This window comes from Pseudoalteromonas rubra, assembly GCF_000967655.1.
Lineage (GTDB): Bacteria > Pseudomonadota > Gammaproteobacteria > Enterobacterales > Alteromonadaceae > Pseudoalteromonas > Pseudoalteromonas rubra_A.
On the sequence record NZ_JXYA01000005.1, the window covers coordinates 26,149 to 47,662 of the forward strand.

Sequence of the window (21,514 nt, forward strand, 5' to 3'; positions counted from 1 at the left end):
AAACAGTAAGTAGTCTGAGCCCTAGAGTATCGAGTTAACAGGTGTTTAGCAATCTTATAGGGGCGGCAATATGGCACAAATATTTCGTGCTGGAAAATCTTCTAAACAACGTAGTAAGCAAGTCGAGACAGTTGAGCTGACAATTGACTCGCTGGACCATCAGGGGCGCGGTGTGTGCAGACACCAGGGAAAAGTCGGTTTTGTGGATGGTGCACTCAGTTCCGAGCGGGTTAAAGCACGTATAAAGACACAAAAAAGTCGTGTTTTCGAAGCGCAAACCGTCAAGGTGCTGGAGGCAAGTGAGGAGCGGGTTACGCCGTTTTGCGAATACTATCAACAATGTGGTGGCTGCGCGTTACAGCATCTGGACGCCGATGCGCAGCTGGTGCACAAGCAGCAGGCGGTGTCGGCCTTATTTGACAAATTCGCCAAAGCAACTGAGTTGCCCTGGCTGCCACCACTGACTGGGCCTGAGCGCCATTATCGCCGCGCCGGGCGCATTGCCTGCATCTATGACAAACAAACTAACCAGCTCAAACTAGGGTTTCGCTCTGCCGGGTCTAAGAAAATTATTGAAATTGATCACTGTGCGGTCATGGTTGATGCCTTTGCTGGTGGCTTTGAGGCGCTGCGCCAGACTCTGAATACCCACCCTGAGCTGCGCAGCGTCAGCCATATCCAGTTCTGTGCAGCGGATAATGGTGCGTTTGTACTGCTGCGTCATACCCGGGCAATTAGCTCACAGGTTAAAGCTCAGGTTGCAGAGCGTCTTACCGGGCAAAACTGGCAGTTTGTCTGGGATGATGGCAAGTCGCAGCCAGAATATGCGTTGTTGCCCGCTTATGAGAGCGCCGGCGTAAGGTTTGCGTTTAAGCTCGACAACTTTATTCAGGTTAATCGCGATATTAATGAACAAATGCTGCAAAGGGCACTTGAGTGGCTGGCTTTGACGGGCAAAGAGCAGGTTCTGGATCTGTTTTGTGGAATTGGTAACTTCTCCTTATTGTTGGCAAAACACGCAAACAAGGTGGTTGCAGTAGAAGGGGTGGCCGAGTCGGTTGCAATGGCACGGCAAAATGCGCACACTAACCACATCGACACGGTCAGTTTTCACCAGTTTGACCTCACTCAGCCCCTGACGACGGCGAACTGGTTTCATGCGGCGCTGGATGTACTGGTGTTAGACCCTTCACGCACCGGGGCGTACGAGATTTTACGCCAGTTGCCGTTGACGCAATTTAAACAGGTTTTATATGTGTCCTGCGATCCGGTGACTATGGCCAGAGATGCGGCATTGCTACTGGAAGCGGGCTTTGTGGTCGATAAAGTGTGTTTAATGAATATGTTCCCGCACACAGGACATATAGAAACCATGGCGTTGTTCCAAAGGAGGTAGTCATATGGTTGCGACTCGCCAGTCTCATCAATCCGGTCTTCCGGCTGATTTTCATGCCCGGCTTGGGTTACTGAATTTATCGCAGGAAAAGCGCGACCGGCTGGATCAGGTGTATGATTTATGTCCGCAAGATGAGGCGACCACCACTTTGGCCAAAGCCATTGAAATGGTTGAGATCCTGGCAGAGCTGAACTTCGATTCAGAGTCACTGGCCGGGGCTTTTTTGACTCCTTATTTCCTGTCCGGGCAAATTGAGATCGACGCCATTGAAGAGGCACAGGGCGAAAATGTTGCCCTGCTGCTCAAAGGCGTGGAGCAAATGGCGTCCATCAGTACGTTGGCCCATCAGGGCAAGGGCAGCTTGCAGATAGACAAAATTCGGCGCATGTTACTGGCCATGGTGGAAGATGTCCGCGCCGTGGTGATCAAGCTGGCAGAGCAGATCTGCTATTTGCGCGCCGTTAAAAACGCCTCTGAGGAAGAGCGGGTGGTGGCAGCCAAAGCCACGGCCAATATTTTTGCGCCACTGGCCAACCGGCTGGGGATCGGTCAGCTCAAATGGGAGCTCGAAGATCTTTCATTTCGCTATTTGCACCCAAAAACCTACAAGAGCATTGCCAAGCAGTTGTCGGATAAACGCCTGGACCGTGAAGCCTATATGGCCAATATGGTTGAGCTGGTGCAGAGCAAGCTCAAAGAGGCGGGCATTGAGGCCGAAGTGTATGGCCGACCTAAGCACATTTACAGCATCTACAAAAAAATGGTGCAAAAGAATTACGAGTTTGATCAACTCTTTGATATCCGGGCGATGCGGGTGGTGGTCAATGAAATTCAGGACTGCTACGGTGCGCTGGGTATAGTGCACACCAACTGGCGTCATCTGCACAAAGAGTTTGACGACTATGTCGCCACACCAAAGCAAAACGGTTATCAATCCATCCATACTGTGGTGTTTGGCCCAGAGGGCAAAACCGTTGAGATCCAAATTCGCACCCAGGCCATGCATCAGGATGCCGAGCTGGGCGTGGCGGCGCACTGGATGTACAAAGAAGGGGCGCTGCCGGGTCGTGGTTCAGGCTATGAGCAAAAGATCAGCTGGCTGAGAAAACTGCTGCAATGGCAAGAAGAAGTGGTCGATGGCAGCGAGCTGGCCGAAGAGCTGAAAAACCAGGTTGTAGAAGACAGAGTGTATGTCTTTACTCCCAAAGGCGATATTTTTGACTTGCCATTAGGCGCGACGCCACTGGATTTTGCCTACTACATTCACTCTAACGTTGGACACCGCTGCATCGGAGCCAAGGTATTTGGCAAAATCGTGCCCTTTACCCATAAGCTATCGACCGGCGATCAGGTTGAGATCCTGACCCAGAAAAATCCGTCGCCAAGCCGTGACTGGCTCAGCCCGTCGCTGGGCTATGTGCACTCATCCAGAGCGCGCAGCAAGATCCATCACTGGTTTAAGCAGCAGGACAGAGATAAAAACCTGCAGGCAGGGAAAGAAATTCTCGACGGTCATTTGCAAAAGCTCGACCTGACCTACAAAGATCTCGACTCCGCCATTGAGCGTTTTAACTTTAAGGAGCTCGACGATTTAATGGTGGCCATTGGGGCCGGTGATATTCGCATCAACCAGTTCCTGAATTATGTTCAGGACAAGCCAGAGCCGATGCCTAAGCTCAAAATGAGCACGCCGAAAAAGCACAAGGGCGATAGCAATGGCATTGTGGTTGAAGGCGTTGGTAATCTGATGAGCCATGTTGCCAAGTGTTGTCAGCCGGTTCCGGGGGATGAGATTGTCGGTTATATCACCCAAGGGCGGGGCATTGCCGTGCATCGTGCCGATTGTGACTCCTTTGCGCATATTTGTGAGCAGCATCCGGAGCGGGAAATTGCCGTCAGCTGGTCAGACGATGTGCGCGCCTGCTATGCCGTGACCTTGCATATTGAGGCCAATGACCGCCACGGCCTGATCCGCGATATCAGCTCGGTGCTGGCCAACGAAAAACTCAATGTGATGAATATGAACGTCAATACGCAGGATGATAAGCACATTGCCATTTTCACCATGAAACTCGAAGTGGGTGACTTATCCGCGATGAACCGCTTACTGACCAAGCTGATGCAAATAGAAGGCGTATTTGAAGCCCGGAGACAACACTGACTATGAGCGCCTCGTTGCAGCAATTACTAGAGATTATGGCAACCCTGCGTGACCCGCAAAAGGGTTGCGCCTGGGATCAACAACAAACCTTTGAAACCATAGTGCCCCACACCCTTGAAGAAGCCTACGAAGTGGCCGACAGCATAGAGCAGCAAGACTTTGTCGGGCTAAAAGATGAGCTGGGCGATTTACTGTTCCAGGTGATTTTTTATGCTCAGTTGGGCAAAGAAGCCGGGCTCTTTGAGTTTGAAGACATAGTGAAAGGGCTGAATGATAAGCTGGTGCGTCGTCACCCTCATGTTTTTGACACTCCTAATAGCACGTTGAGCGATGCTGAATTAAGTGCGCAGTGGCAGGCCATCAAAGATAAGGAGCGCAGTGCCAAGCCGGTCCGCTTTGGCGACGATGTCCCACTGAATTTACCCGCCTTATCGCGCGCTGCGAAAATTCAAAAGCGCGCTGCGTCTTTGGGGTTTGACTGGCCTACCTATCAGGGCGCGCTGGACAAAGTGGCCGAGGAAGTGACAGAAGTCAGTGAGGCACTCAGTCACGACCCTGACTCCGAGCACAGTGCGGAGGAGCTCGGCGATCTGCTGTTTGCTACGGTAAATGTGGTACGTCACATCAAACGCGACCCGGAGCAGCTTTTGCGCCGAGCCAGTGACAAATTTATCGCCCGCTTTAGTGCCATTGAGGGCATTCTGGCGGAGCGGGAAATCGCCTTGTCGGACGCCAGCTTGGCGCAAATGGATGAGGCGTGGGAAGAAGTCAAACGACGCCAGCGTTCAGGTGAGAATAATTAAAGGGGGTGATTTTTCGCTGGATTGCCCCCTGCGCTTTTGCTATACTATTGCCCCGTCTTGATTCTTATTTAAATTCCATTTTTCCTGATATTCTAGGGTTCGCATGAGTACAAAATTTATCTTCGTAACGGGCGGAGTTGTTTCCTCCTTGGGTAAAGGTATTGCAGCTGCTTCATTGGCTGCGATATTAGAAGCGCGTGGTTTAAACGTCACTATCCTTAAGCTGGATCCTTATATCAATGTTGACCCTGGCACAATGAGCCCGATCCAACATGGTGAAGTCTTTGTGACGGAAGACGGCGCAGAAACTGACCTGGACTTAGGTCACTACGAGCGTTTTATTCGCACCAAAATGACCAGCCGCAACAACTTCACGCAGGGTCGTGTTTTTGAAGATGTACTGCGTCGTGAGCGTAAAGGTGAATACCTGGGCGCGACCATTCAGGTGATCCCACACATCACTAACGACATCAAGCGTCGTGTTCTGGAAGGGGCAGAAGGCCACGATATCGCGATTGTTGAAATCGGCGGTACTGTGGGTGATATTGAGTCACAACCTTTCCTTGAAGCCATCCGTCAGCTGGGTACAGAGCTGGGCCGTGAGCACGCTTTGTTTATGCACCTGACCTTAGTGCCGTTCCTGGGCGCTGCGGGTGAAGTAAAAACCAAGCCAACTCAGCACTCGGTAAAAGAGCTGCGCTCAATTGGTATTCAGCCGGATATCCTGGTATGTCGTTCAAACTGTAAACTGCCAGCTAACGAGCGTGCCAAGATTGCGCTGTTCACGAATGTGGAAGAAAAAGCCGTAATCTCATTGCAGGATGTAGACAGCATCTACAAAATCCCGGCACTGCTTAAATCACAGGAACTGGATGACCTGGTTTGTCGTCGTTTCTACCTGGATGTACCAGAAGCAGACTTGGCTGAGTGGGAACAGGTGTTATATCAGGAATCAAACCCAACAGGCGAAGTGACCATTGGTATGGTTGGCAAATACATTGAATTGCCAGACGCCTACAAGTCAGTAAACGAAGCGCTTAAGCACGCTGGCCTGAAGAATCGAGTAACCGTGAATATCGAATATGTTGATTCACAGGACATCGAGAGCAAAGGCACTGAACTGCTTGACCACCTGGATGCGATTTTGGTACCGGGCGGCTTTGGTAACCGGGGTGTTGAAGGTAAGATTTTGGCGGCCAAATATGCGCGTGAAAACAAAGTGCCTTACTTAGGTATCTGTTTAGGCATGCAGGTTGCGCTGATTGAATACGCGCGTAACGTAGCGGGCCTTGAAGGCGCTAACTCAACTGAGTTTGATGCTAAATCGCCTCATCCGGTTGTTGGTCTGATCACTGAGTGGTTAGATGCCGACGGTAACGTTGAAACCCGTACTGAAGAGTCAGACTTGGGTGGTACGATGCGCCTGGGTGCTCAGCTGTGTCACCTCAAAGAAGGCTCAAAAGTACGCGACGTATACGGCAATGCCGAGATCACTGAGCGTCACCGCCACCGTTACGAGGTAAACAACCACTACGTTGAGCGCCTTGAGCAGGCAGGTCTTGCCTTCACGGGTCTGTCGGAAGACAAGAAACTGGTTGAGATCATCGAAAACAAAGATCACCCCTGGTTTATTGCGGCTCAGTTCCACCCTGAGTTTACGTCAACGCCACGCGACGGCCACCCGCTGTTTGAAGGGTTCGTTGCAGCTGCGTTCAGCTACCAAAAAGCTGATTCTTAATGATGAAAAGCCGTGCCTCAGTGCACGGCTTTTTTAATCGCCGTAAGTAACACACCGTATTGCTATGTAACTGCAACAAGCGGGTATATAGCAATGCGAAAGCAGACACACAACACACTCACCACTTTGGGAAAAGAGGAATCAAGATGTCAAAAATCGTAAAAGTGATTGGCCGTGAAGTTATGGACTCACGTGGTAACCCTACCGTTGAAGCCGATGTTCATTTAGAGTCGGGCGCATGGGGCCGCGCGTGTGCACCATCTGGTGCATCAACAGGAACTCGCGAAGCACTTGAATTACGTGACGGAGATAAAGCTCGTTACCTGGGTAAAGGTGTACTGACCGCGGTAAACTATGTTAACAACGAAATCGCAGCAGCCCTGAACGGACACAATGCCCTTGAACAACGTGCAATTGACCAGCTAATGCTGGACCTGGATGGCACTGAAAACAAAGAAAAGCTGGGTGCTAACGCTATCCTGGCTGTGTCTTTAGCAACGGCTAAAGCAGCAGCACAAGAAAAAGGCGTGGCGCTGTACGAGCACATTGCAGACATCAACGGTACAGCTGGCCAGTACTCTATGCCAGTACCTATGATGAACATCCTGAACGGCGGCGAGCACGCTGACAACAACGTTGATATCCAGGAGTTCATGGTTCAGCCAGTGGGCGCGAAAAGCTTTCGTGAAGCACTGCGCATGGGTGCAGAAATCTTCCACAGCCTGAAGAAAGTATTGAAATCACGTGGCCTTAACACTGCCGTAGGTGATGAAGGTGGTTTTGCACCAGACCTTAAGTCAAACGAAGAAGCGCTGGAAGTGATCGTTGAAGCGGTTGCAGCAGCGGGCTATGAAATGAACAAAGATGTGACACTGGCACTGGATTGTGCGGCGTCTGAGTTCTACAAAGATGGCAAATATGACCTACAGGGCGAAGGTAAAGCGTTCGACTCTGAAGGCTTTGCTGGCTTCCTGGCAGATTTGGCTGCGCGTTACCCAATCGTGTCTATCGAAGATGGTCTGGACGAAAGCGACTGGGCTGGCTGGAAGATCCTGACTGATAAGATCGGTGACAAAGTACAGCTGGTGGGTGATGACCTGTTCGTTACTAACACGAAGATCCTTAAGCGTGGTATCGATGAGCAGATCGGTAACTCAATCCTGATCAAGTTCAACCAAATTGGTTCACTGTCTGAAACTCTGGACGCAATTAAGATGGCACAGGACGCAGGTTTCACTGCGGTTATCTCTCACCGCTCAGGCGAAACAGAAGACGCAACCATCGCTGATTTAGCAGTGGGTACTGCGGCTGGCCAAATCAAGACTGGCTCACTGTGCCGCTCTGACCGTGTTGCTAAGTACAACCAGTTGCTACGTATCGAAGAAGCGCTGGGCGACAAGGCAATCTACAAAGGTCGTAGCGAGATCAAAGGTCAGTAATCTAAATTATCTGACTGAAAAAGCCGCGCTTTGAGCACGGCTTTTTTACGCAAAAATACTTGCTTAGCTACTATTAGGCCGAGGATTATTGCCCTGTTTTGGGAGCTGCAGTGTCCAACTTCGACATTTCGTATTTAAAATTTTGCTGCTGCTGAGCTGTTTAAAAAATTGCTTCGATATTTTCAGGCCTTATTCAATATAAAGGAGAATATTAAAATGAAAAAAGTACTTAGCTTATTGGTTTTTTCTGGTGTGATGGCTTTCAACTCAGCAGGTGTAATGGCTGCTGGTAACGTCCATTGCAGCGCAAAGGTATCTAATGTACAGCTTAAACCTGAAGGTCGTGTTGTTGTGTCTACTGTTGGGACAACCTCTGGCGGACACACCCAGCCACTGGACGTATCAGATTCTGGAGTATGTAAGTTAACGGGAAGTACAAAAGAATATTGCCAAGCCTTGTACAGCGCGCTACTTGTGGCATTGAGCACAGATCAAAAAATCGAACTCACATTTTATAACGGTTCGCGCACCTGTCCGCAAGGGCAGTATCAGTCGCTGGACAGCAGTGGGCTTAACAATTTCAAGCTGTTAAAATAGACGCAGCGGAGAAGGCCATTTTATGACTTCTCCTTTTGTCATTCTATGTGGGTCAGGTGCGTGATGATGTCTGCTGTTGCTAACCCACAAACTGCTCAGCCAGAATGCCCTGGGTAAACTGCATTTTCAGGTAAAACCCGCGGGGCAGGGTTTTGATTAATTTGCCCTGAGGACCAATCGCATCGGTAAGGGCTTTACTGTTGGCCGCTTTTGGTCGGATCTGCATGACCTCGCCTAGTTTGCCACTGATCTCATCGACCCGCCCCAGCGCAATCAATTCAATTTGTTCTTCCCAGTCCCGTTGTAGCTGCTGTTCCTGTAAGGCGTTTGGTTGCCATAAAAAGCCGCTGCCTATGGTCCTGTTCACGGGTGCTATATCGCGCTCTGCCAAAATTGGTAGCCACAATACATGAGCCAGTTTCTTTTTCACTGTGCTGTCCTGCCAGCGCAAACCAGTCAGGTTGGTCAGAGGCACCACAGACACATAGGTGGTTTCGAGTGGCTTGCCGTTATAACCAATCGGCAAGGTTTTTAGCTCGACACCGATAAATTCAAAGTCGGGTACAGGTTTAGAGCCTGCGCTGGCGCCGAGCACATATTCAATCAGCTGTCCCGGCCAGCCTTTTTCACGGTTCAGATCCTGCGGGGTTTTAAAATGGAATTGCGCCGCAAGCTCTCCGAGTGTTTGCCCGGCGATGGCGTCTACGCGGGTCATAAGTTCGGCAATGGAATGGGGAGGTGTTGGCTTTGACACAATCTGGCTCGTCTTTTTCTGCTTGGCCTCGTATGGTAACAAAAATAATTCGCCAATGTGGATGAAAACCGCTTTGTGTGTTTTTTGAACTGCTTCGTTGTGGGTTATTCTTTAAGCTGTGACTTTCTCACTCTTTAGGTTTAATTTTATGATTTATATGATCTTTTTAAATTTTACTCTACATCAATAAGAGGCGAAATCAACCTGTTTTTGGATAAATACAAGTATATAAACATAATTATCCACAGATTCTGTGGAGAAAATGCAGATTTCATCGTGTTATTGTGGATTTGTCTGTAAAATCATCATGAATAATTAAACTTATGCACAAGTTGTGGGTAAGTTGCGTAAAAGCAGGAATTAAATTTGCCCAGTGCCCTGAGTTGTGGAACAATCAAAATCATATCAAACAAATATACGAGGCACTTAAGGTGATTGATGCCGAAGGATTTCGTGCCAATGTAGGAATTGTTATTTGTAACAATCAGGGGCAGGTATTTTGGGCGCGGCGCTATGGCCAGCATTCATGGCAGTTTCCGCAAGGGGGTGTAGATGAAGGCGAAACACCCGAACAGACCATGTACCGTGAACTGCATGAAGAAGTTGGGTTACGACCGGAAGATGTCGAGATCGTTGCCAGCTCAAAACATTGGTTACGCTATAAATTGCCAAAGCGACTGATCCGTAAAGACTCCAGTCCCGTGTGTATTGGCCAGAAACAAAAATGGTTTTTGCTGAAACTCAAGTGCAAAGATGAAGATGTAGACTTAATGCGCACCCATCATCCCGAATTTGATGACTGGCGCTGGGTGAGTTACTGGTATCCGGTGCGTCAGGTTGTGTCGTTTAAGCGCGATGTATACCGCCGGGTAATGAAAGAGTTTGCGCCTTTTGCGATGCCCTTTAATCGCAAAGAGCATGCGCATAAAGATCACTGGCGACGCCGTTAATCGGTGCAGGCGTAGGTCAGATCAGGGTAATTAGAAAGAGTAAATGAGCAGTACAGAGCGATTTCTACCAATTTAGGAGTCAGGTGTGTTAGCAACATTACGAACCATCGCGGAGGTTGTCTCTCAGCAGGATAACCTCGAAACGGCCTTATCTCGCTTTGTGATGATGGTTAAGGAGGCAATGCACACAGAGTGTTGCTCGGTTTACTTTGCCGATTATAGTCAGGACAATTTTGTACTGATGGCCAGCGATGGTCTCAACCCTGATGCCGTCGGGCGGTTTCGGGTTGGCTTTACTGAAGGCCTGGTCGGGCTAGTTGCTCAGCGGGAAGAGCCGATCAACATAGCGCACGCACAAAGTCACCCCAGATTTAAACTACACACCGAAGTACATGAAGAAGGCTACAACGCCTTCTTGTCGGTTCCAGTGGTGCATCAACGCAAAGTACTGGGTGTCATCGTGGTTCAGCAACGTGATGAGCGGGTGTTTAGTCATGATGAAGAGTCCTTTCTTATTACACTGTCTGCGCAACTGGCCTCACAGCTTGCGCAGGTAGAGTTACAATCCGCGCTCAAACAGGATGCATCCAGCCACAAAACCTCGGTGCTTAAAGGGGTTGCCAGTGCCCCAGGCATAGCACTGGGTGAAGCTTTTGTGGTGATCCCAAAGCTCGACTTTGCCAGCATTGAATCTCAGCAGTGTGAGCAAATCCATCAGCAGCGCCAGTTATTCCAGCAAGCGGTGGCTGCGACCCGACAAGAATTTCATGTATTAAAAAACACCCTCAGTGACTCCTTACCCAAAGAAGCGCTGGCCGTATTCGAGGTCTATCAGCAGCTGTTAGATGCGCGCAGCCTGGGTCAGCGCGTTGAGCAACAGCTGGAGCAAGGCTGGAATGCCAAATCCGCGTTAAAACATGTGATTATCGAGCTGGTGACACAGTTTGAAGCTATGTCCGATCCCTATATCAAAGAGCGCGCGGTCGATGTCAGAGATCTGGGGCTGAGGGTATTACACCATCTGGTCAGCACAGAAAGCATGGTAAAAAGCTATCCGGACAATACTATTTTAATTGCCAATGAGCTGACCCCGGCGATGCTGGCCGAAGTACCCAAAGATAAGCTCAAAGGGGTGATAAGCGTTCATGGCTCGGCAAACTCCCATGCCTCAATCCTGACCCGGGCAATGGGGATCCCTGCAATCTGGGGGATTGAGGATATTCCGCTGTTGCAGTTCGATGGCAAAGATATGATCCTCGATGCCTATGCCGGGCGAGTCTATATTTCGCCCTCCGAGGTCTTGCGTAATGAATACTCTGCACTGAAACTGAAAGAAGGTCAGCTGCACGATAAATTTGAGGCCGAGCACCATTTGGCGTCTGTCACCGCCGATGGTGAGCGGATCAGCTTGTTACTCAATGCGGGTCTGGACTTGTCTACCGAGCACCTCAGTGCCAAATACTGCGATGGTGTAGGTTTGTATCGCACCGAAGCCTGGTTTATGCAGCGCGGCCAGTTTCCGTCACAGGCTGAGCAGGAAAACTGGTATCGCGAGGTGTTGGCGCGTTATCACCCTGAGCCCGTTATTATGCGCACCCTGGATATTGGCGGCGATAAAGTCCTGGATTATTTTAACATCAGTGAAGATAACCCTTTTCTTGGCTGGCGGGGGATCCGGGTTACGCTCGACCATCCCGAGCTGTTTTTAGATCAACTCAAGGCCATGCTCAAAGCCAATGCCGGGCTGGGTAACTTACGGATCATGTTGCCTATGGTCAGTCATACAGAGGAAGTAGACGAAGCGCTGGCACTGCTGGAGCAGGCATACTTTGAGCTGCAAGAAGAGTGGGCTGATCAATTTTATACCATAGATAAGCCCGATATCGGCGTGATGCTGGAAGTGCCATCGAGTATCTTTTTATTGCCCGAGTGGGCCGACAAGGTTGATTTTTGCTCTGTGGGTAGCAACGACTTGACGCAGTACCTGCTGGCGGTAGACAGGGCCAATGCGCAGGTCGCTGAGTTATTTGAACCTTATCATCCCAGTGTGCTGCGAGTGCTGAAGAAAATTGCCGATGATTGCCAGCAGCTCGAGTTGCCGTTTAGTCTGTGCGGAGAGCTGGGTGGTGAACCCGAAGGCGCGATTTTACTCGTTGCCATGGGGTTTCGTCGCCTCAGCATGAACATCTCTTCGTTAAATAAAATAAAGTGGACGCTACGCAGGCTTGCCGTCAAAGACATGGAAGCCTTGCTGGCCCAGTGTCTGGTGGCATCCAGCGCCAAGCAGGTGCATAGACTGCTGCGCGAATTTTTGATAGCCCAGGGCCTCAGTGAGTTGCTGTACGCCAAAAGTGATACGGCCTGAACCGCGACTGGAGGCGTGCGCACAGATACGCTACTATAACGCGCCCAAAATAATAAGAGTGTCTTTATGACAATCAGTGTGTTACTCATTTTAAGCTGCGCCTTGCTTGGCTGTATTGTCGGTTTTCTGGCCGGGTTACTCGGTATTGGCGGTGGCTTGATCATTGTGCCTGTGCTGTCGGCAATCTTATTGTACTTTGAGGTATTGGCCGATGAGTATGTGATAGTGGTTGCCATTGCCACCTCTTTGGCGTCGATTTTGTTTACGTCCACCTCCTCTGCGCTGGCTCACCATCGAAATCAAAATGTGCCCTGGGAGATTGCCCCCTGGGTAATGGCGGGGGTGGCCGTGGGTGCCTTGGTCAGTGGTTTTATGGTCGCGCTTATCCCTGTGCACTGGGTCAAGTGGACGTTTGTCATTTCGGTGTTGCTTATTGCCGCTAAAATGGTCTTCAGTACTCGCCCAGGCAAGGCGAAAAAAATGCGAGATCTGCCATCCGGCCCTGTGCTGACGGGTATCACTTCGTTAATGGGGGCCTTGTCTGCCATGATAGGTATAGGCGGTGGCGTGCTGATTGTGCCGCTGCTGAGCTATTTTGGTGTGGACATGCGCAAAGCGATAGGCTGCGCGGCAGTCAGCGGTATTGTGATTGCTTTGTTTGGCTCTATTGGTTACGTCGTATCGGGTGGGCAGGCATTGAAATTAACCGACGGTTTTGCCGGTTTTGTGTATTTACCGGCATTATTTGGTATTGTGCTGACATCCTGGTTTGTCGCTCCAATTGGGGCCAAAGCAACACACACTCTGCCGGTGCCAGTGATTAAGAAAGTGTTCGCGTTACTGCTCGTGGTGATTGCGGGAAAAATGTTATTTTATTGAGGGAAAGCGATGGCTTTGCAGTTTCCAGAAATCGATCCAATTATTTTTTCGATTGGACCCCTAAGTGTACGCTGGTATGGCGTGATGTATCTGATTGGCTTTGCCTTTGCCATGTGGTGGGCAAATAAAGAAGCCGACAAGCCCAACTCGGGCTGGACCAAAGATGAAGTCAGTGATCTGCTGTTTTACGGCATGCTTGGGGTGATCCTGGGCGGACGCATCGGCTATGTGTTGTTTTACCAGTTCAGCCACTTCCTTGAAAACCCAATGTACCTGCTGCGCATTGACCAGGGTGGCATGTCCTTCCACGGTGGTGCACTGGGCGTGATAGCGGGTATCTTTATTTTTGCGTGGCGATTCAAGAAATCTCCGCTGGCGGTTGGCGACTTTGTGGTTCCCATGGTGCCGGTAGGCCTGCTGGCAGGACGTATTGGTAACTTTATCAATGGTGAGCTTTGGGGCCGTGCTACAGATGTTCCCTGGGCCGTCGTTTTCCCTACGGGAGGCCCGGTTGCACGTCATCCGTCGCAGCTTTACGAGGCGTTCCTGGAAGGACTGGTATTGTTTATTATGCTGATCTGGTACAGAAAACAGCCACGTCCGGCTGGCAGCGTGGCAGGTTTGTTCCTGCTTGGATATGGTACTTTCCGTTTCATCGTTGAGTATTTCCGTGAACCGGACGCCCATATCGGTTTGTATGCCGGTATGATTTCTCAGGGCCAGATCTTGTCTTTACCTATGGTGATCGGTGGCCTGGGCCTGATGCTCTGGAGCCACAAGCGCACCGCAACTGCCCGCGCATAAATGTCGGTGGGCCCCAGATCTCAGGGGCCCACATTGCCTGCCAATAAATCCCGTCGTGAATTAGTTACCCCAGCTTGCGAACGTAGTATACTTTCGTGCCAGATAAGCCCTGAGTCGGGTCATTAGTGAGATCATTTGAGGAGTAAAGCATGAAAGTGTATTTGGAGTTGTTGCGAGATGTATTAGAGAACGGCACCCAGAAAGGGGACCGCACTGGTACTGGTACGCGCTCCGTATTTGGCCGTCAAATTCGTCACAACCTCCAGGATGGTTTTCCGCTGCTGACCACCAAAAAGCTGCACTTCAAGAGCATTGCCAATGAGCTGATCTGGTTTCTTAAAGGCGATACCAATAAAACCTGGTTAAATGAAAACGGGGTAAAAATCTGGGATGAGTGGGCACTGGAAAACGGCGACCTTGGCCCAATTTATGGCAAGCAGTGGACAGCCTGGCCGACCAAAGACGGTGGAGAAATTAATCAGATAGACTATGTGGTCGATACGCTCAAAAATAATCCGAACAGCCGTCGCATCTTATTTCATGGCTGGAATGTGGAGTATCTGCCCGATGAGTCGATGAGTCCGCAAGAAAATGTCGAGGCTGGTCGTATGGCCTTACCGCCTTGTCACCTGCTTTATCAGTTCTACGTGGCAGATGGTAAATTATCCGGGCAACTGTATATTCGCAGCTCAGATATTTTCCTGGGGCTGCCGTATAACATCGCCAGTTTGTCTTTGCTGGTGCATATGCTGGCGCAACAATGCGACCTTGAACCTGGTGAAGTGATTGTCAGCTTTGGCGATTTACATGCTTACTCAAACCACATGGAACAGATTGAGCAGCAGTTACAACGTGAGCCTAAGGGCCTGCCCACGTTCAACATTTTGCGCAAGCCTGAGTCTATTTATGACTATCGCTTTGAGGATTTTGCCATTGAAGGCTATAACGCCGACCCTAACATTAAGGCACCTGTTGCTATTTAAGGGGTGTTTGGCTTACTATCTGTTGTAGACGGCCAGTGAAGGCCGTCAGGGCAAAAAGGAAGATAGAAATGTTTTATCGCACCCGTACCAAAAGGCGATGTTTTTTTCGTCAGTCATCCAGAACCCTTATTGGGTTGGTGTTACTGTGCTGTTTGTCTGCTTGTAATACGGCCCCTGGGCCAGACCAGGAAGCTGAAGCGCAGGCCAGAGCAGAGCTGATCAAGACCTATAACCAGCACAAAGCACGCATTGAGCGTGTTGCGCAGATGGAACAGGATCTCAGTCAGCTCCTGCAACTGTTGTCTGAAAGTAATCATATTTCCTCCCTGGAACAGCAATTTGCTCAGACAGATAAGCCTGTCATTACCCACCAGGCAACTGATTCAGAGAACACGGCCACACCCCAGCCTGGAAGTAATCATGCCCATCTAGTGCAATTTGGTCGTCACCTGCGAAGTGAGCGAGCGAATGCGCAAAACACGCAGATTGAGCAGTCTTTGCAACTCATGCAAAGTTACTACCCGGATATGTTCAAAGGCGTGTCTATTTTTTTACAGCAACCGGCGCAAAATGGTACTCGGTTTTATGAGACGCGCGCATCTGGTTTCTCGTCTAAGCAAGAAAGCCAGTTGTTTTGCCGCTTGATAAAAGCAAGTGGCCAGCCCTGCAAATTAGTTAACTAACTAAAAATATTGAAATATAGCTAAAGGTTTTATATTTAGGTACGATATTAAGAGGACTGACTAGTTCGCTTACTCTAATTTGAGCACTTACTACCCACTGTACTCAGAGGAGCAGAATTACGTCATTCAATCGAATCATTATAAAGTAGTAATAAAGGTGGCGCGCACAGTGTTTGCCACTGGTTAATAATTGATATGGCCAAGTGGATTTGGCCGGCACTAAAAAGGACCTACTCATGGATAAGTTAATGAATAAGTACACCCTGCTCTCAATTTTGGCAGTTATGCCCGCTCTTTCACATGCCCAGCCTGCGGAATTTAAGGCCACGGTACAAGTGACCAACTCGTTCAACTTTGTAAAAGTCAACGACTTGGATTTTGGTACAATTCGAGCTTCAGGTGACCCAGCTGGGGCGGAAACGGCGACGCTGACCGTTGCGGCGAACGCTGCTACCGCGCCTACTGTCACTTCAACTAACGCAAACCTGGCGTCGATTGCGGTTATCAATCCGGGCAGCCCGGCATCGTTTACTGTGGATGGCGTTGCGCCATTTTCTACGCTGACGATTACGGATCCGACGAATACGACGGTCTCACCGACAAACCTGCCACCAGGTACTCCAGGGTTTTTGCTGAGTAATTTTACCTACTATATGACATCAGGCACCCCAGGGCCTGTTACCGGTACAATTCAGGTTGATTCAGATGGTACAGTCGCGTTCAATGTGGGCGCAACTTTGACCACAACCAGCGCCGCTACTGGTAATTATCTGAATGGCACCTATGAAGGTAGTTTCACCTTAGAGCTAAATTACTAAGTTGTGTTGGCGGGATATCCCGCCTGTTACTATGACTAAGGCTCTGATATACATCCTGAGTGTATTACTAAGTGTGCCTGGCTATGGGGCAATTACACTCAATAGTGATCTAAACTTTGGCAAAATTATTGTTGCTTCACCTCACCAAATTGGATCTGTCACTGTCTCACCGACGGGGGCTACCAGTTCGTCAGGTAGTATTCATGTGATCCAAAAAGGGCACCCGGCAGAATTGTTACTGGAGGATTTTCCAGTTGGTGTGTACCTGAATGTCACAACATACTTGCTCAATGATCAATTGAATCATACCAGCCAAAGTACAGCAGGACACTTGGGGATAACAGCGCTTCACCATGTGGATAGGGTATATACAGACCGTTTTGGACGGGCCCGCTTAGTGATTGGCGGTACCATGCAAAGCCAGCCTCTGGCGCACGCCTATCTGGATGGCAACTATCAGACTACGGTCAGCCTTGAAATAAGTTACTGAACAGGTCCATTACATCGCCTGTTCAACAATATGCAGTTACATAAGGCTCCAAATCATGAACTATGCCACGCTTCGAATAATGTTTGCCGTGTTACTTTTGTGCACGCTGAAAGTCCATGCCAGCTTGATGATCTCACCCACACGGGTCGTATTTGATGAACGTCAGCGCCATGCAAAAATCTTTCTGATCAATAGCAGCCAGGAGTATAAAACTTATCGCCTGAGCTTTAAGGAGAAGCGCGCATTGCCACAAGGTGGCTACCAGGATATTGCCAGTGAAGAAAACCCAATGCGATTGAGTGAGTTGCTGAGGATGACACCGAAGCAAGTTCGACTCGCGCCCGGTGAGCGCCAGGTAGTGAAACTGGCGCTGCGGCGTAAAAAGGGGATGGCCGAAGGAGAATATCGCTCTCATTTGTTTTTTCAGGCATTACCAAATGGACAGGAACAAGGCCAACCAGGGGGTGGGATCCGTCTGAACATGATCATGAGTTATAGCATTCCTGTCATTTACCGTCAGTCTACCTCGCTTCCTCAGGTTGAGGTTGAGCAGGCACAGATACTGCGCAGCGATACGGGTTTATATGACACAGTAGCGGTAACACTGAAGCGCAATGGCAATGCCAGTTCATTTGGTAATCTCAGGGTGTTGTGGCGTCAAAATCAGCAGGCCCAGTGGCAGCAAATTGCCTTAACGAATAGCTACAGTATTTATCCTGAAGTCAGTCGGGCTGAATTGAAATTGACGATATTAAAACCAGAACTGCTTCAAAACCGCCGTTCTGGTCAGCTTAAAGTCGTGTATGACGGTGGTTCAGAGTATACGGAGCAGCAGTTTGCTGAGCGGATATTTACGGTTTCCTCAGGTCAATAGTCAGGCGCGTGATGACACGGAATGTGATCCCAATCTGGCTGCTGGCAAGCGGGCTGTTTTGTGCGCCTGCTATTGCTATAGAGCAGGCCAAACTGACACAGGCGCTGCAAACTTTGCAACGTGCACAGGCTAAGCTGGCGCAAGCAAAAGCGTCTGTGACAGTACAAAATCCAGCGCAACAAACCGGTATTCCTGAAGGGGAAGCGCTGTTTCTCTCCGTTTATGCAGAGCGAGAATACCTGGGTGAGGTCTTTGCACTGAAAAGTGCCCGCGAGGCTCAGGTCGAATTACAAAGTCTGATAGCCGTACTTGATTTTGCCATTGACGAGACGGAAGACAATGTCCTGTCGGGGTGGTATCTCAAACCAGAGCAATCATTTTCTCTCGACGCCAAACGTTTGCAGGTAAAGCTTAACGAACGTGAGTTGCGTGTTGCTCCTGAGCTTATCAGCCGTGAAGGAGAGGATATTTACGTTGAAGCCGAGCAACTCATGGAGTGGTTTGGCATTGAATTGCAGTTTAATTACACCGATCAACAACTCTATGTACGCTCCGAACAGCCATTACCCGCCATTCAAAGGCTCAACCGGGCTAAACGCAAAGCGGCCAATCAGTGGGCAAATAGAGCATCTCGTTTGCCCTGGAAGCCCAACGACTATCAGGCGTTGTCGTCCCCCTTACTCGACGTGCAGTTTGGTTACCGCCGTAAACTGAATCGCAATGAGTCGCTCGATACGCCCACCAGTGACCCAGAAAAAGAGACGGAAGATTCACTTTATTACTCAATGCTGGGCGCGCAGGATCTGGCATATTGGAATGTCGAATACTTTGTTGCCGGCAGGGAAGGGAAGTTGCTTGATCAAGGGCGCCTTAAGGTAGCAAAAGAAGATCCTGAAGGGGAGCTGCTGGGCAAAGTGGCGGCAACTCAGTTGGAGGTGGGTGATATTGTTGCCAGCAAAATTGGTGCTGGTTTAAATAGTGACCAGGGCATGGGGCTGCGCGTGTCAGACACGCCCCTGCAAAGCACCAGTCTGGATAATACCGTACAGATCAGTGGGCCCATTCAGTCTGGCTGGGATGTTGAGCTGTATCACAATAATTTGATGATTGCACAGCAGTTGCAAATCCAGACAGGGCGATTTGATTTTGCAGGGGTCCCTTTGTATTTTGGCGGGAACCGTTTTGAACTGGTGAAATATGGACCGCAGGGGCAGGTAGAACGGGAAACGAGAAATTACTACGTTGAGGGAACGGGCATTGAATCGGGGAGCGGTTATTTTGACGTGTCTATTACTGACATGGGTAACTCCCTACTGGATAACGAGGACTTTACATCCGACCAAAAAGGATGGCAGCTTAACGGCCGTTATGATCAGGGGGTTTACGAAAACCTGTCTGTCTATGGTGGCTTTGCGCATGCATTCTCCGGATCCGCCAGCATAAAAAACATCCTGACCACAGGTGCGCGTCTGAGTTTGTGGAAAAAACTGCTGCTTAACCTGGATTTACACAGGGACAATGAGGCACAACAACAGGCACAGCTCAGTGCGCGTAGCGAATTGGCTGGACAGGCCATCAGCGCGAGTTGGCTTAACAAGCGCAGCCTCATCACCAGTGGCATTCGTCGTGGTGAGCTCTCTGATACACAAACACTGCAGTTAACCATGTCCGGCGCTGTGCGCGGTGACATGGGCGCTCTAAACTACCAAAACCGCGTGCAGTGGCGTGAAAGTGATCGAGGCCGCGAACAAACTGTGGTGACCAGTCAGATGAGCAGCGCTGTCTTGGGGGTAAACGTGAGTAACACATTACAATGGCAAAACGACAGCGCCGAGGCAGATCACCTTCTCAATGGCCAAGTACGATTTCAAAGCCGTTTTGGCCGGGTGTTTGGACGTTTAATCTTTGACTACCAGCTGCATCCAGAGCGTGAGTTGATCGCCTATGAAACCCGCTTGTATCGCAGCTTCAGCGAGCAGTTCAATGTTGAATTGGGGTTTCGGGATACAATCGATACTGATTACCATAAAGGGGAACTCGGGCTTAACTGGCTGGGTGATAAAATGCGCGTAAGTAGCTTACTGAGTTACGACAGTGAAGATGAATGGCAGCTGGGGTTAAATGGTCAGTTCAGTTTTGGTTATCATCCACACACAGATCAGATGTTGCTCAGTCGCCGACGGCTGGCAAGTAACGGTGCCGTGCTCGTCAAGGTATATCTGGACAACAATAATAATGGGATATTCGATGGTGATGACGAAGTGATGCCTGATGTACGCGTGCGTGCACTGCAAAACTATTTGCAGGGGACCACGGATGAACAAGGCCTGCTGTTACTCAGTGGTATGCCGTTAAATCAAAAAACCGATATGGTGATTGATATCGACAGTGTGGAAACACCCTTCGTTGCGCCTGCAATGGAGGGCTTAGCCATCACACCCCGACGTGGCTACGTTGAATATCTGGAATTACCTATGGTGAATACCAGTGAAATAGAGGGCATGGTGTATAAACGGGAAAGTGAAGAAAATGCACCTCTTCCCTATGCCGAAGTAACGCTGATAGACGAGCAAGGGCAGGTCGCTGCGAGTGCCCAAAGTGCCTATGACGGCTATTACGTGATCACCGGGATCAAACCCGGACGCTATCAGGCACAAGTGGCCAATGCGGCAAAGCGCGGCCTGACGCATACCGAGGTCACTGAGGTCGCCTTATCGCAGCATGGGGATATGCTGCTGGAAGTGGATTTGCAACTGAAAGCGCGCGCGAGTGTTGATGTCACAGTATTATCTGCCGGGCGCTTTACCTCACTGGCAGTATTAAAAACCTATGCCTTGCTATTGCGCAAGCGTCACCCGAATTTGATACCTGAACCGCCATTTTATCTTTTTGATGAAAAGGCTGAAACCTATGTGCTGGGTATAGAGTTTACCCAAAATGCTGACGATACGACGCAACTGACACAACGTTGTGAAACCTTGAAAACAGCCGGCGTGATGTGTCAGCTGGAACAAACAGAATTAAAACGATAAAAGGAGCAAGCGATGAAGTTATTTCCTTATCTGGTATGGCCTTTGCTCAGTTTGCTTAGCGGCTGTGCCAGCACTGGTCAGGATAACCAGCGGCTGGCAGAGCTGGAGCAGCAATTGACGGCGTTAAACACGCAAGTCGAGCAGATGAAGAGCAGTATCGCGCAGTGGCAGCAAGTTGCGCCGCAGGTCAATGAACTATTGAGTATTGAGCAGGATTTGAATTTGCTCAGTACCCAGTTACAGCTTGCGCTGGCACCTGCACAACCGCAAAGCGAGGTGATGGTGGCACAAATCAGCAAGCCACCGGGAATTGTTGAGCAAGACAGTAACACGACAAAGGCGGGTGCAGAGCAACAGGCTGCGAATGCGCAACCCAGCCGGCCGATACCCGCTGCACCTAAAAAAGAACCAGTGGTTGTAGTCGAGGATCACAACAAAGCGGAGTTTGCAGTGCAACTGGCTGCCACCAGAAAACAAAGCCAGCTAAAAATGGTCCACCGGCGTCTGCTGCAGGATTATCCAGCGTTGCGCAAACATCCCGTCAATGTTGAGCAAGTAGAGGTCAAAGGGCAAAGGTATTTTCGGCTTAAACTCGGTGCGTTTGAGCGCAAAGAGCAGGGTAAGGCGTTGTGCGCCGAACTTAAACCGTTTCATCCTCAGTGTCTGTTGAGTCATTACACAGACAATCCTGTCACACTCTAGCACTGACTATAATACATTGTGGATCGCTTTTTGCATTTGATTGGTC

18 protein-coding genes are annotated in these 21,514 nt (G+C 49.7%); 17 read left to right on the plus strand and 1 reads right to left on the minus strand.

Going from position 1 to position 21,514, the window contains the following annotated elements:
- The first annotated feature begins 70 nt into the window (after nt 1-70).
- From rlmD to TW77_RS02920, 6 genes are all read left to right on the plus strand, one after another.
- Nucleotides 71-1,396, plus strand: coding sequence for a 23S rRNA (uracil(1939)-C(5))-methyltransferase RlmD (gene rlmD / locus TW77_RS02895; RefSeq protein ID WP_046003476.1), 1,326 nt, complete (start codon nt 71-73; stop codon nt 1,394-1,396).
- A gap of 4 nt (nt 1,397-1,400) precedes the next feature.
- On the plus strand, nt 1,401-3,557 hold the full coding sequence (gene relA, locus TW77_RS02900) for a GTP diphosphokinase (protein ID WP_046003477.1): 2,157 nt from the start codon (nt 1,401-1,403) through the stop codon (nt 3,555-3,557).
- 2 nt (nt 3,558-3,559) lie between these two features.
- Nucleotides 3,560-4,360 (plus strand): nucleoside triphosphate pyrophosphohydrolase, encoded by an 801-nt coding sequence (mazG, locus tag TW77_RS02905; RefSeq protein WP_046003478.1) that lies wholly within the window; start codon nt 3,560-3,562, stop codon nt 4,358-4,360.
- Between the two features lie 103 nt (nt 4,361-4,463).
- Nucleotides 4,464-6,098, plus strand: coding sequence for a CTP synthase (locus TW77_RS02910; protein ID WP_046003479.1), 1,635 nt, complete (start codon nt 4,464-4,466; stop codon nt 6,096-6,098).
- Nucleotides 6,099-6,244: 146 nt separating this feature from the next.
- Nucleotides 6,245-7,537: a phosphopyruvate hydratase gene (eno, locus tag TW77_RS02915; RefSeq protein ID WP_046003480.1), complete on the plus strand. Its 1,293-nt coding sequence runs from the start codon at nt 6,245-6,247 to the stop codon at nt 7,535-7,537.
- 216 nt (nt 7,538-7,753) lie between these two features.
- The gene (locus TW77_RS02920) at nt 7,754-8,134 is read left to right on the plus strand and encodes a hypothetical protein (RefSeq protein WP_046003481.1); all 381 of its coding nucleotides are present in this window, start codon (nt 7,754-7,756) and stop codon (nt 8,132-8,134) included.
- Between the two features lie 79 nt (nt 8,135-8,213).
- On the opposite strand, the gene mutH is transcribed toward TW77_RS02920, so the two are convergent.
- On the minus strand, nt 8,214-8,888 hold the full coding sequence (mutH, locus tag TW77_RS02925) for a DNA mismatch repair endonuclease MutH (protein ID WP_082078804.1): 675 nt from the start codon (nt 8,886-8,888) through the stop codon (nt 8,214-8,216).
- A gap of 431 nt (nt 8,889-9,319) precedes the next feature.
- On the opposite strand from mutH, the gene rppH reads away from it, so the two are divergent.
- The 11 genes from rppH (at nt 9,320) to TW77_RS02980 (ending at nt 21,468) form a co-directional block, all read left to right on the plus strand.
- The gene (gene rppH / locus TW77_RS02930; RefSeq protein ID WP_010386751.1) at nt 9,320-9,838 is read left to right on the plus strand and encodes an RNA pyrophosphohydrolase; all 519 of its coding nucleotides are present in this window, start codon (nt 9,320-9,322) and stop codon (nt 9,836-9,838) included.
- A gap of 85 nt (nt 9,839-9,923) precedes the next feature.
- Complete coding sequence (gene ptsP, locus TW77_RS02935) at nt 9,924-12,203, plus strand: phosphoenolpyruvate--protein phosphotransferase (RefSeq protein WP_046003483.1); 2,280 nt, start codon at nt 9,924-9,926, stop codon at nt 12,201-12,203.
- A 66-nt stretch (nt 12,204-12,269) separates the two neighbouring features.
- Complete coding sequence (locus tag TW77_RS02940) at nt 12,270-13,082, plus strand: sulfite exporter TauE/SafE family protein (RefSeq protein WP_046003484.1); 813 nt, start codon at nt 12,270-12,272, stop codon at nt 13,080-13,082.
- A 9-nt stretch (nt 13,083-13,091) separates the two neighbouring features.
- Nucleotides 13,092-13,886: a prolipoprotein diacylglyceryl transferase gene (gene lgt / locus TW77_RS02945; RefSeq protein WP_046003485.1), complete on the plus strand. Its 795-nt coding sequence runs from the start codon at nt 13,092-13,094 to the stop codon at nt 13,884-13,886.
- A 149-nt stretch (nt 13,887-14,035) separates the two neighbouring features.
- Nucleotides 14,036-14,869, plus strand: coding sequence for a thymidylate synthase (locus TW77_RS02950; RefSeq protein WP_046003486.1), 834 nt, complete (start codon nt 14,036-14,038; stop codon nt 14,867-14,869).
- A gap of 68 nt (nt 14,870-14,937) precedes the next feature.
- Complete coding sequence (locus TW77_RS02955) at nt 14,938-15,552, plus strand: hypothetical protein (RefSeq protein WP_046003487.1); 615 nt, start codon at nt 14,938-14,940, stop codon at nt 15,550-15,552.
- Nucleotides 15,553-15,788: 236 nt separating this feature from the next.
- Nucleotides 15,789-16,370, plus strand: coding sequence for a DUF4402 domain-containing protein (locus tag TW77_RS02960; protein ID WP_046003488.1), 582 nt, complete (start codon nt 15,789-15,791; stop codon nt 16,368-16,370).
- Nucleotides 16,371-16,401: 31 nt separating this feature from the next.
- The gene (locus tag TW77_RS02965) at nt 16,402-16,860 is read left to right on the plus strand and encodes a DUF4402 domain-containing protein (RefSeq protein WP_046003489.1); all 459 of its coding nucleotides are present in this window, start codon (nt 16,402-16,404) and stop codon (nt 16,858-16,860) included.
- Nucleotides 16,861-16,915: 55 nt separating this feature from the next.
- Nucleotides 16,916-17,734: a fimbrial biogenesis chaperone gene (locus TW77_RS02970; RefSeq protein ID WP_052713009.1), complete on the plus strand. Its 819-nt coding sequence runs from the start codon at nt 16,916-16,918 to the stop codon at nt 17,732-17,734.
- An 11-nt stretch (nt 17,735-17,745) separates the two neighbouring features.
- A complete protein-coding gene (locus TW77_RS02975; protein ID WP_046003490.1) occupies nt 17,746-20,766 on the plus strand; it encodes a carboxypeptidase-like regulatory domain-containing protein in 3,021 nt (1,006 codons plus the stop codon).
- Nucleotides 20,767-20,778: 12 nt separating this feature from the next.
- A complete protein-coding gene (locus TW77_RS02980) occupies nt 20,779-21,468 on the plus strand; it encodes an SPOR domain-containing protein (protein WP_046003491.1) in 690 nt (229 codons plus the stop codon).
- The last annotated feature ends 46 nt before the right edge of the window (nt 21,469-21,514 follow it).